This window comes from Labrys sp. (in: a-proteobacteria) (assembly GCF_047605565.1).
Classification (GTDB): Bacteria; Pseudomonadota; Alphaproteobacteria; order Rhizobiales; family Labraceae; genus Labrys; species Labrys neptuniae.
This window is the reverse complement of record NZ_JASGFM010000058.1, coordinates 20,699-32,240: the sequence shown is the minus strand read 5'-3', so window position 1 is coordinate 32,240 and position 11,542 is coordinate 20,699. Positions and strand designations below refer to the sequence as shown.

9 protein-coding genes are annotated in these 11,542 nt (G+C 66.0%); 7 read left to right on the top strand and 2 right to left on the bottom strand.

Annotated features, from left to right (window positions below; genetic code table 11):
- The 4 genes from gltB to QM672_RS30380 form a co-directional block, all read left to right on the top strand.
- A partial coding sequence (gene gltB / locus QM672_RS30395; protein WP_415087064.1) for a glutamate synthase large subunit occupies positions 1 to 3,059 on the top strand: 3,059 nt, incomplete at its 5' end.
- 219 nt (positions 3,060 to 3,278) lie between these two features.
- A complete protein-coding gene (locus QM672_RS30390; protein WP_311934576.1) occupies positions 3,279 to 4,703 on the top strand; it encodes a glutamate synthase subunit beta in 1,425 nt (474 codons plus the stop codon).
- A 186-nt stretch (positions 4,704 to 4,889) separates the two neighbouring features.
- Positions 4,890 to 5,522, top strand: coding sequence for a LysE family translocator (locus tag QM672_RS30385; protein WP_311934577.1), 633 nt, complete (start codon positions 4,890 to 4,892; stop codon positions 5,520 to 5,522).
- Between the two features lie 176 nt (positions 5,523 to 5,698).
- Entirely contained in the window at positions 5,699 to 6,673 is a 975-nt protein-coding gene (locus tag QM672_RS30380) for a hypothetical protein (protein ID WP_311934578.1), read from the top strand.
- 16 nt (positions 6,674 to 6,689) lie between these two features.
- Here the strand turns inward: QM672_RS30380 and QM672_RS30375 are convergent, their stop codons facing one another.
- Both QM672_RS30375 and QM672_RS30370 read right to left on the bottom strand, forming a co-directional pair.
- Positions 6,690 to 7,835, bottom strand: coding sequence for a DUF459 domain-containing protein (locus tag QM672_RS30375; RefSeq protein ID WP_415087061.1), 1,146 nt, complete (start codon positions 7,833 to 7,835; stop codon positions 6,690 to 6,692).
- A gap of 57 nt (positions 7,836 to 7,892) precedes the next feature.
- Entirely contained in the window at positions 7,893 to 9,140 is a 1,248-nt protein-coding gene (locus tag QM672_RS30370; RefSeq protein ID WP_367626183.1) for a lytic murein transglycosylase, read from the bottom strand.
- A gap of 109 nt (positions 9,141 to 9,249) precedes the next feature.
- Here QM672_RS30370 and QM672_RS30365 point away from each other — a divergent pair, with 109 nt between their 5' ends.
- Genes QM672_RS30365 through ccmB form a run of 3 tightly spaced genes read left to right on the top strand, consistent with a single transcriptional unit; the run spans position 9,250 to position 11,500 of the window.
- The gene (locus QM672_RS30365; protein ID WP_311934678.1) at positions 9,250 to 10,218 is read left to right on the top strand and encodes a KpsF/GutQ family sugar-phosphate isomerase; all 969 of its coding nucleotides are present in this window, start codon (positions 9,250 to 9,252) and stop codon (positions 10,216 to 10,218) included.
- On the top strand, positions 10,215 to 10,835 hold the full coding sequence (gene ccmA, locus QM672_RS30360; RefSeq protein ID WP_415087059.1) for a heme ABC exporter ATP-binding protein CcmA: 621 nt from the start codon (positions 10,215 to 10,217) through the stop codon (positions 10,833 to 10,835). Before QM672_RS30365 ends, ccmA begins: the two co-directional genes overlap by 4 nt.
- Entirely contained in the window at positions 10,832 to 11,500 is a 669-nt protein-coding gene (gene ccmB / locus QM672_RS30355; protein WP_311934582.1) for a heme exporter protein CcmB, read from the top strand. The genes ccmA and ccmB overlap by 4 nt, the downstream gene beginning before the upstream one ends.
- Positions 11,501 to 11,542: the final 42 nt, after the last annotated feature.

The following is an 11,542-nucleotide window of genomic DNA, read 5'->3' as shown; positions in this document are numbered from 1 at the left end:
TCACCAACCCGCCGATCGACCCGATCCGCGAGGAACTGGTGATGAGCCTGGTGTCTTTCATCGGCCCGCGCCCGAACATCCTCGACCTCGAAGGCACGTCCCGCAAGAAGCGCCTGGAAGTGCGCCAGCCCATCCTCACCAATGAGGATCTGGAGAAGATCCGCTGCATCGGCCATGTCGAGGAGCGCTTCGACACCAAGACGCTCGACATGACCTATCCGGCCATCCAGGGCGCCGAGGGCATGCGCGGCTCGCTCGAGCGGCTGTGCGAGCGCGCCGAGGCGGCGGTGCATGGCGGCTACAACATCATCATCCTCTCTGACCGCCAGACCGGCCCGGACCGCATCCCGATCCCGGCCCTGCTGGCGACGGCGGCGGTGCATCATCACCTCATCCGCAAGGGGCTGCGCACTGCGGCGGGCCTGGTGGTGGAGACCGGCGAAGCGCGCGAGATCCATCATTTCTGCTGCCTCGCCGGCTATGGCGCCGAGGCGATCAACCCCTATCTCGCCTTCGAGACGCTGGCGACGCTGCATGCCCAGCTCGAATTCCCCGAGGAAGTCGACGAATACGAGGTGGTCAAGCGCTACATCAAGTCGATCGGCAAGGGTGTGCTGAAGGTGATGTCCAAGATGGGCATCTCGACCTATCAGTCCTATTGCGGCGCCCAGATCTTCGACGCCATCGGCCTGTCTTCGGCCTTCGTCGACGAGTTCTTCTTCGGCACCGCCACCATGATCGAGGGCGTCGGCCTCGACGAGGTCGCTGCCGAGGCCGTATCTCGCCACAAGGATGCCTTCTCGGACGCGCCGATCTACCGCAACGCCCTCGATGTCGGCGGCGAATATGCCTACCGCATCCGCGGCGAGGACCATGTCTGGACGCCGGACAGCGTCGCCACGCTGCAGCATGCCGTGCGCGCCAATGCGCAGGACCGCTATCGCGACTTCGCCGCCTCGGTGAACCTGCAGAACGGTCAGCTCCAGACCATCCGCGGCCTGTTCCGCATCAAGACGGCCGGGGAGCGCGGCATGGCCGCGGTGCCGCTCAACGAGGTCGAACCCGCCAGCGAGCTGGTGAAGCGCTTCGCCACCGGCGCGATGTCCTTCGGCTCGATCTCGCGCGAGGCGCATGAGTCGCTCGCCATTGCCATGAACGCCATCGGTGGCAAGTCCAACACCGGCGAAGGCGGCGAGGAAGCCGAGCGCTTCAAGACCCTGCCGGATGGGCGCTCCAAGCGCTCGGCCATCAAGCAGGTCGCTTCCGGGCGCTTCGGCGTCACCGCCGAATATCTCGTCAATGCCGACATGATGCAGATCAAGGTCGCGCAGGGCGCCAAGCCCGGCGAGGGCGGCCAGCTGCCCGGCCACAAGGTCGATGCCGTCATTGCCAAGGTGCGCCACTCGACCCCCGGCGTCGGCCTGATCTCGCCGCCGCCGCATCACGACATCTATTCGATCGAGGACCTGGCACAGCTGATCTTCGATTTGAAGAACGTCAACCCGGCGGCGGATGTCTCGGTCAAGCTGGTCTCGGAAGTCGGCGTCGGCACCGTCGCCGCCGGCGTCGCCAAGGCGCGCGCCGACCATATCACCATCTCCGGCTTCGAAGGCGGCACCGGCGCTTCGCCGCTGACCTCCATCAAGCATGCCGGCAGCCCCTGGGAGACGGGCCTCGCCGAGACCCAGCAGACGCTGGTGCTCAACCGCCTGCGCTCGCGCGTGCGCCTACAGGTCGATGGCGGGCTCAAGACCGGCCGTGACGTCGTCATCGGCGCGCTGCTGGGCGCCGACGAATTCGGCTTCTCCACCGCGCCCCTGATCGCGGCCGGCTGCATCATGATGCGCAAATGCCACCTCAACACCTGCCCGGTGGGTGTGGCGACGCAGGATCCGGTGCTGCGCAAGCGCTTCAAGGGCACGCCCGAGCACATCATCAACTACTTCTTCTTCGTCGCCGAGGAAGTGCGTGAGCTGATGGCCGAGCTCGGCTTCCGCAAGCTCGACGAACTGATCGGCCGCTCCGACCTGCTCGACAAGCAGGATGCCATCGACCACTGGAAGGCCAAGGGGCTCGACTTCACCAAGCTCTTCCACAAGGTGGACGTGCCGGCCAATGTCGGCATTCGCCACGAGGAGAAGCAGAAGCACCCTGTTGACACCGTGCTCGACCGCGGCTTCATCGCCGAGGCGGCGCCGGCGCTCGACTATGGCCGCGAGGTCACCATCGAGGGCAGGATCACCAATGTCGACCGCACGGCGGGCGCCATGCTCTCAGGCGAGGTCGCCATGCGCTACGGCTATGAAGGCCTGCCCGACGGCACCATCAAGGTGAACCTCACCGGTACCGCCGGCCAGAGCTTCGGCTCCTTCCTGGCGGCGGGTATCGACCTGACGCTGGTGGGCCAGGCCAACGACTATGTCGGCAAGGGCCTGTCCGGTGGCCGTATCATCATCAAGCCGAGCGATGAGACGCAGGCCGTGCCGGAGAAGTCGATCATCGTCGGCAACACGGTGCTCTACGGTGCCATCGCCGGCGAGTGCTACTTCCGCGGCGTCGCGGGCGAGCGCTTCGCGGTGCGCAATTCGGGCGCCGCGGCGGTGGTCGAGGGCACCGGCGACCATGGCTGCGAATATATGACCGGCGGCGTGGTGGTGGTGCTCGGCCAGACGGGCCGCAACTTCGCGGCCGGCATGTCCGGCGGTGTCGCCTATGTCTATGACGAGGACCAGAGCTTCGCCAAACGCTGCAACCTCTCCATGGTCGATCTCGAACCGGTGGAAGAGGAAGAGGATCTGATGGAGCGTCTGCACCATCATGGCGGCGACCTCGAGTTCAAGGGCCGCATCGACGTCTCCGGCGACATGGGCCGCTATGACGAGGAACGCCTGCGCAAGATGATCGAGAACCATCTGCATTATACGGGCTCGACGCTTGCCAAGACCATGCTGGACGATTGGGCCACCTATCGCACCCGCTTCGTCAAGGTGATGCCGGTCGAATATCGCCGTGCTTTGCGCGAGATGGAAAAAGCCCGCACCATGATGGCGGCGGAGTGAGGAAGGGGCGGGGCGCAGACTAAGGTTTGCGCCGCCCTCACCCTTACCCTCTCCCCGCAAGAGCGGGGCGAGGGGTTGGCAAGCGTCGTGCGAGATGATGAACGGGCGGAATGAGACGCCACGCTGAAGTCTCCTCGCCCCGCTCTTGCGGGGAGAGGTACGGTGAGGGGCAGCGCGACGTTCTCGGCAGGGCTCGATAAAAACTTTTTGGGAACTGATATGGGCAAGGCAACAGGATTTCTCGAGATCGATCGGCAGGACCAGAAGTATCTTCCGGCCGCCGACCGCATCCGCCACTACCGCGAATTCACCCTTCCGCTCGACGACAAGGATGTCGGCAAGCAGGCGGCGCGCTGCATGGATTGCGGCGTGCCCTATTGCCACGGCCCGACGGGCTGTCCGGTCAACAACCAGATCCCGGACTGGAACGACCTTGTCTATCACGACGACTGGGAGGAGGCGGCGCGCAACCTGCACACCACCAACAACTTCCCCGAATTCACCGGCCGTATCTGCCCGGCGCCCTGCGAGGAGGCCTGCACGCTCAACCTCGAGGACATGCCGGTCACCATCAAGACGATCGAGCAGTCGATTGCCGACAAGGCCTGGGCCATGGGCTGGATCCAGCCCGAGATCGCCAAGGTGAAGACCGGCAAGAAGGTCGCCGTCGTCGGTTCGGGCCCGGCCGGGCTCGCCGCCGCCCAGCAGCTTGCCCGCGCCGGCCATGACGTGCATGTCTATGAGCGCGAGCCCGCCGCCGGCGGCCTGCTGCGCTACGGCATTCCCGACTTCAAGATGGAAAAGCACCATATCGAGCGCCGCGTGCGCCAGATGGAAGCGGAGGGCGTCACCTTCCACTATGGCGTCAATATCGGTGTCTCCATGAGCTTTGCCGACCTCAAGTCGAGCCATGACGCCGTGCTGCTGGCGGGCGGCGCCGAGACCCCGCGCGATCCGGCCCTGCCGGGCGCCGAGCTCGAGGGCGTGCATTTCGCCATGCCCTATCTGGTGCAGAGCAATCGCCGCGTTGGTGGCGAGGACATCTCCCGGGAGGAACCGCTGCTGACCACCGGCAAGCATGTCGTCGTGATCGGCGGCGGCGACACTGCCTCGGACTGCGTCGGCACCTCCTTCCGGCAGGGCGCCATTTCGGTGACGCAGCTCGACATCCGGCCCCGTCCGCCCGAGAGGGAGGACAAGCTGGCGATCTGGCCCTATTGGCCGACCAAGATGCGCACCTCCTCTTCGCAGGCCGAAGGCGCCGAGCGCGAGTTCCAGGCGGTGACCCTCGGCATCGTCGGCAAGAACGGCCGGGTCACCGGCGTCAAGATCGCCCGCGCCGACGAGAAGCGCCGCCCGATCGAGGGCACGGAGACCGTGCTCAGGGCCGATATGGTGTTCATCGCCCTCGGCTTCACCGGCCCGGTCAAGGCCGGCATGATCGACCAGTCCGGCGTCGAGCTGGACAAGCGCGGCAATGTCTCCGCTACGGACAGGGACTACCGCACCTCGATGGACAAGGTTTACGCTGCGGGCGACATGCGGCGCGGGCAGTCGCTGGTGGTCTGGGCCATCCGCGAGGGCCGCCAGGCCGCTCGCGCCATCGACGAGGCCCTGATGGGGGCGACGACGCTGCCGCGCTGAGCGGCGATTTTCGGTGTGCCGGTCTTCAGACCGGCATGAAAGCGTTGGAAGATTGCCGGTCTGAAGACCGGCACACCTTTCCATCACCGATTTTGACGCCAGCATTCAAAGTGATGATGGATGCGGGTCGGTGCTTGCCTGGATGGGAGGAGCGGGCGTAGCAAGGGAAAACCCGAGGTTTCCGCCATGCTCTCCCTCACCACTGTCCTCGCCTTCACTGCCGTCGCCGTCGGCATGGTGCTGACGCCCGGCCCGAACATGGCCTATCTCGTCTCGCGCTCGATCTGCCAGGGTCGCCTGGCGGGGCTGATCTCGCTGATCGGCGTCGTCACCGGCTTCGTGATCTACATGCTGCTGGCGGCTTTCGGCATCACGGCTCTGCTGTTTGCGGTGCCCTATGCCTATGACGCGCTGCGCATTGCCGGCGCGGCCTATCTCGCCTGGATGGCCTGGCAGGCGCTCAAGCCCGGCGGCCGTTCGCCTTTCGAAGTTCGGGCGCTCAAGCCCGATTCAGTAGGGCGGCTCTATGGCATGGGCCTGTTCACCAGCCTGCTCAATCCCAAGATCGCGGCGCTCTATCTCTCGCTGCTGCCGCAATTCGTCGACCATTCCGGTCCCGTGCTCGGGCAGACCCTGCAGCTTGGCCTCATCCAGATTCTGGTCAGCGCCTTCTTCAATGCCTGCTTCGTCGTGATGGCGGGCACGATTTCGGCCTTCCTGGCGGGCCGTCCGCTGTGGACGACGATCCAGCGCTGGCTGATGGGCACGGTGCTGATGGGGCTCGCGGCCCGCATGGCGCTCGACAGCGCCAGGCGCTGAAGCGGTTTCACGCACGCTTCACAGGTGTTCCTCTCTTATAGGCGACGGTGATGAGCCGTGCCTTCGGGGGATCGATGTCGCCGATCGGGTTGCTTGGCAAGATCTGGGCGCCGCGGGACCCTGCGTGTGAGGAAGCCGCGAAAGTCGCGGAAGTCATTGCTCATGAATGGACGTCCTTGCGGACGTTGTGGGACATCGCTTCCACCAATCCAGGCCTGACCGCCGACGACAAGGCCGCTATCGATGCGCGGTTTCCGCCGGCGCCTCCCACGGTGTCGGGGCCGGCCGAATGGGTGAAGCTCAACGAGGCGAGCCAGATCGTCGGGCGTTATCTTCTGCCAGAACAGCTCGACATCGAATATCCTATCCTGCTCTCCCTGGCAGCACGCCGGGGGCTGTCCAATCTGGACGTCCATAAGAAGAGCGCCGAGTTCTTCGAGCCGAACGCCAATGGCGATGCGGTTGCCAATGGCGCCGCCCAGGCTGCCAAGAAGTGCCTGGCTTATCTGGCGCTGCTCGATGATCTGCAGCGTGATTTCATCGATACCCGCAACAAGCGCGAATTGCGCAAGGAAGTGGCGAGGCGGCTGCTCGGCTATGGCTGTATCCTGCTGGTCGTCGCGGTGCTGCCCTTCGTCATTCTCGCGGTCATCGCCACTTGGCAGGCTCCGGCCACAGGCCCCGGGACCCTCTACTCGTCCAATCCCGTGTTCGGCTTCGGCCTGGTGATGGCCTTCGGCCTGCTCGGTGCCTTCTTCAGCCGAGTCACCCAATTCCAGACGGACAGTCCCGCGCTGAGTTTCGATCAGGTCATGAACAGTTACCGGCCCGATGTGCTGCGCGTGCGCCTGCTCGTCGGCATGATGGGGGCGATGGTCTTTTATTTCCTGATGCGCAGCGGGATCGTCGGCGGCACCATCTTTCCGAAGCTGTCGGACGTGTCGCTATCGACGGTTTCGGTTCTCCAGGAGGCCAATGGCGATACGACGGTCGCCAGCAGCAAACCCGAGGCGAGCGGCCTCACAATCCTGCTGCCGTCGACGGAGCTTGCCAAATTGCTGGTCTGGTCGTTTCTCGCAGGCTTCTCCGAACGCCTGGTGCGCAACACGCTCGATACCACCGTGGCCAAGGCCGAGCAGGCCAAGCCCTGAGCCGCAGTGCTGGCTCTCAGGGCGTTCCCACCGGCGATGGCCAGCGAAAATCGTCGGCGCGGCCCTCACGCGGGGGAAGGCTCTCGCCCTGTCCGAGTACCTTGGCGACGCTGGGATCGGCGCCGCCCGGTTTAGGGGCGCCGCCACCGAGCAACTGGCCGCCGGGCGCGGTTTCATAGGCGTCGAGCGGCAGGACCGGCCCGTATTCGGGTTTTTCCGCCGGTGAATCGCCGGGGGTCTCGGAGGTGGGCTCGGCGACCGGTGCCGTCGCAACCATCGGGGCCGGCGGGGCCTCGCCGAGCAGGCGCCGCAGATCGCTTTCGAGGAAATGCGCCGCCAGTTTGGCACCTTCATCGGAAAAATGCACGCCGTCGGCCTTGCGCAGGCGGGCCGGCTGGCCGTCGAGCCCGGTGCCGCTGGCAGCATAGGAACCATCCGAATTGACGAACCCGTCCCAGATGTCGACATAGACCCCGCCTGCTGCCGTGATCTGGCTGCGATAGAGGCTGTTGAAACGCACCATGGCGGCGCTCAGGGTGTCGCTGCGCATCGGCGGAAGGCCGACCCAGAAGATCTTGACGCCGCGGGCTTTCAGGGGCGCGATCAGCGCGTCGATGCGCTTGCGATAAGCGGTCTCCCACTCGTCCGACTGCGGTTCGAGGCGGACGCCGTTCTCCCGGATGGTCTGGCGATCGTTGGAGCCGATCAGGATCACGACCGCATCGATCTGGGCGTTGGCGGCGAGCAGGTCGACGATGCCCTTGTTCCAGTCGTAGAAATCGTTGCGCACCAGGCCGCTATCGGCCTTGGTATTGCGGATGATGGCGATATCGGGCCGGTCGTCCAGGACGTCCGCCAGCCCGGCGGCGAGCTGGTCCGCCATGGAATCGCCGATGACATGCACGAAGGAGGAAGGCGGCACGGCCGGTGCCGGCGCGACCTTGGCCGGCTTGGGCATGGCGAAGGGCGAAGCACGGACCTTGGTACGCCGGACCGGCGCCGGCCGGGCATTCTGCTGGCGCACCTTGTTCTGCATTTCCTGATATTGGCGCAGGGCTTCGCCCGGCGTCTCGCCTCCGCCGTCGCGGGCCAGGACATGGCGCTGCGACAGCACGACGGCCGCCAGCACGAACAGGGCGATCAGGAGGAGGCGCTGCTTCAAGGCCGGTCTCCGGTTTCGCGGGAATGAGGCGCTCTCGAAAAGCAAGCCTATCACGCATCAGGGCGTGGCGCTCAACTTCTGCAACACCGCCGGAGTGGGATAGCCGTCGGCCACCAGCCCTGCCTTGGCCTGCCAGGTGCGCAGGGCCGCCCGCGCCGCAGGGCCGATCTTGCCGTCGATCGTCTCGATCGGATAGCCAAGCGCCTTCAGCTTCTTCTGCATCGCGGTGATCTGGGCCCGGTTGAGCGTGGTCTCCTGCGTCGGCCAGCGCCCTTTCAACGAGGCAATGCCACGGATGCGGTCGGCGAGTAGGCCGACCGACAGCGTGTAGGAATCGGAGATGTTGTAGGTCTTGATTGCCCAATAGTTCTGGAAGGTCAGGAAGGCCGGCCCCTTGGAGCCCGCGGGCAGGAACAGCCAGGCCTTGTCGCCGTCCGGCAGCGGCTTGCCATCGACCCTGGCGACGCCGAGCTTGGCCCAGGCGCCGGCGGGACCACCGTCATGGGCGTTGATGGCGGTGAAATCGAACTTGGCCGGCAGCTTGACTTCATAACCCCAGCGCTTGCCGGCATCCCAGTCATGCAGCTTGAGATAGTTGGCGATCGAGCCGATCACGTCGGGCTCTTCATTCCAGATGTCACGCTTGCCGTCGCCATCCATGTCGACGGCATATTTGAGGAAGCTGGACGGCATGAACTGCACCTGGCCCAGCGCTCCGGCCCAGGAACCGGTCATGCCGCGCGGCGTGATGTCGTGCTCCTGCAGGATCTTGAGGGCGTCGATCAACTCGTCGCGGAAGAGTTCCGGGCGCTTGGTGGTACAGCAGGCCAAGGTGGTGAGCGAGCGGACGGTGTCGGAATTGCCGGGCGAGGCGCCGTAATTGCTCTCCAGCGACCAGATGGCGAGGATGACATAGCGATCGACGCCATAGCGCTCCTCGGCCTTGTCGAGCCAGGATTTCCAGCGCTGCGCCATCGCCTTGCCCTGGGCGATCCGGTCGGCGCTCAGGCGGCCGTCGACATAGGCGCGGATGGTCTGGTTGAATTCGGGCTGGGTGCCCGCCAGCGAGACGACCTTGGGATCGACGCCGAGCCCGGCAAAGGCGGCATCGAAGGTCTCGCGGGAAATACCAGCCTTCTCAGCCCGCGGCCATAGGGCGGTGACGAAGTTCAAATAGCTGTCGGCACGGGCAGGCGAGGCCAAGCCGAGGACCATCAGGCCAAGGACCATCAGGCCGAGGATCGTGAACCCCTGTATGGATCCGAGCCGCACCGTGCGCACGATGACGTTAGAAGGCGATGGCATGGGCACGTTCCCGAATCCTGATTCTCTTTACCGATTCTGTGATAAACACCGCCGCGAAACAAATCGTGACGAGGCAGGTTTGAAACAAGGTGATGGCCAAAGTGATCGCATGCTGAAGGCGGCGCAGCAATCGGCTCTGCGCACCCTCGCAACCGAACGGGCCGGCCTGGAGGCGCTGGCGGAGGCGATCGAAGGCGATCTCGGTCCGGTGTTCAGCGCCTGCATCGAGCGCTTTTCCGGCCTCAAGGGCCGCGTCATCGTCACCGGCATGGGTAAATCCGGGCATATCGGCAAGAAGATCGCCGCCACCTTCGCCTCTACCGGTACGCCGGCCTTTTTCGTGCATCCGAGCGAGGCCAGCCATGGCGATCTCGGCATGATCACGGCCGACGATGCCGTGATCGCTCTGTCCTGGTCGGGCGAGACACGCGAACTCGGCGACATCATCGACTATGCCACCCGCTTCAACGTGCCCCTGGTCGCGGTGACCTCGGTGGCGAGCTCGACCCTGGCGAAGGCGGCTGACCTGCCTCTGGTCCTGCCCCAGGCCAAGGAAGCCTGCCCCAACGGCCAGGCACCGACGACCTCCTCGCTGATGATCCTGGCGCTCGGCGATGCCCTGGCCATGGCCATGCTGGAATCGCGCGGCTTCACCGCCGCCGATTTCCGGGTCTTCCATCCCGGCGGCAAGCTCGGCGCCTCGCTCAAATTCGTGCGCGATGTCATGCGCACCGGCGACGCGGTGCCGCTGGTCACCGAGGGCACACTGATGTCGGAAGCCATCCTGGTGATGTCGAAGAAGGGGGTCGGCAGCGTCGGCGTCCTCGACGCGTCGGGCATGCTGGTCGGCATCGCCACGGACGGCGACCTCCGGCGTCATATGAGCGACGATTTGATGACGCGGCGGGTCGACGACATCATGACACGCACGCCCAAGGTCATCCGCCCCGAAGCCCTGGTCAGCGAGGCCATGGAGGTGATGGATACGAGGCGTATCGCCGTGCTGTTCGCCGTGGAAGGCGGGCGGCCCGTGGGTGTCGTCCATATGCTCGACCTCCTGAACATCGGCGTCGTGTGAGCAATGCCCCGCCCCTCAGCCTGACGATCGAGAACCTCGCCTGCGAGCGGGGCGGACGGCTGGTGTTCGAAGGGGTCGGCTTTTCCGCCGGTGCCGGCGACCTCGTGGCGGTGACGGGGCGCAACGGTGCCGGCAAATCCAGCCTGCTTCGGGTGATCGCCGGCCTGGTGCCGCGCCGGGCAGGGGCGATACGCCTCGTCGGAGGCGATGCCGAGAAGTCGCTCGCCGAGCACATGCATTATTGCGGCCATGCCGATGCCCTGAAACCCTCGCTCAGCGTGCGCGAGAATCTGGGTTTCTGGCGCGCCTATTACGGCGATGCCGACCGCTCGGTCGAGGATGCGCTCGATCTCTTCGCCATCGAGCATCTCATCGACCTGCCGGCGGCCTATCTGTCGGCCGGCCAGAAGCGCCGGCTCAGCCTGTGCCGTCTGCTGGTGTCGCGGCGGCCGGTCTGGCTCCTGGACGAGCCGACCTCGGCGCTCGACGCCGCCACCCAGGCCCGTCTTGCCGGGGTGATGGGCGAGCATCTTGCCGGCGGCGGGCTCATCCTGGCCGCCACCCATGGCGATCTCGGCCTGGCGCCGAGCCTCACCCTCACCATCGGTGCGGCATGAGCGCGCTCGCAGCCCTGTTCATGCGCGAGCTGCGGCTGGCCGTCAGGGCCGGCGGCGGCGCGCCGGTCGGCGTCATCTTCTTCCTGGCGGTGGTGACGGTCATTCCCTTCGGTGTCGGCCCTGATCTCAACCTGCTCACCCGCATCGGCCCGGCCGTGCTCTGGCTCGGTGCCCTGCTGGCGACGCTGCTCGGCCTCGACCGCCTGTTCCAGGCCGATCTCGACGATGGTTCGCTCGACCTCATCCATCTCGGCGGCCAGCCCCTCGAATTGGCAGTGGCGGTGAAGGCGCTGGCGCATTGGGTGACCACCGGCCTGCCCCTGGTCATCGCCACGCCGCTGCTGGGCCTGTTCGTCAACCTGCCCGGCAAGGGGCTTGCGGCCGTGACGCTGACCCTGCTGGCGGGCACGCCGGCTTTGACCTTCCTCGGTGCGATCGGCGCGGCGCTGACCGTGGCGCTCCGGCGCGGCGGCATGCTGATCTCCATCCTGATCCTGCCGCTCACCATCCCCGTGCTGATCTTCGGGGTGGCCGCCGCGACCGCCGCGATCACCGGCCCGATGCCCTTCCTGCCGCCCTTCCTGTTGCTCTCGGCCATGACGCTGTTTTCCATCGTGCTCGGCACGGTGGCGGCGGCCTGGGCCCTGCGCTTCGGGCTGGAATAGCCTTGGATTCTTTGCCTCGCGCGGTCTCGACGACGGATGGGC

Bases quoted from the DNA above. Each gene is read 5' to 3' on its own strand.
- QM672_RS30370 (WP_367626183.1), bottom strand. From the start codon at position 9,140: ATGCCATCGCCTTCTAACGTCATCGTGCGCACGGTGCGGCTCGGATCC.
- QM672_RS30385 (WP_311934577.1), top strand. From the start codon at position 4,890: ATGCTCTCCCTCACCACTGTCCTCGCCTTCACTGCCGTCGCCGTCGGC.
- QM672_RS30365 (WP_311934678.1), top strand. From the start codon at position 9,250: ATGCTGAAGGCGGCGCAGCAATCGGCTCTGCGCACCCTCGCAACCGAA.
- QM672_RS30390 (WP_311934576.1), top strand. From the start codon at position 3,279: ATGGGCAAGGCAACAGGATTTCTCGAGATCGATCGGCAGGACCAGAAG.
- ccmB (WP_311934582.1), top strand. From the start codon at position 10,832: ATGAGCGCGCTCGCAGCCCTGTTCATGCGCGAGCTGCGGCTGGCCGTC.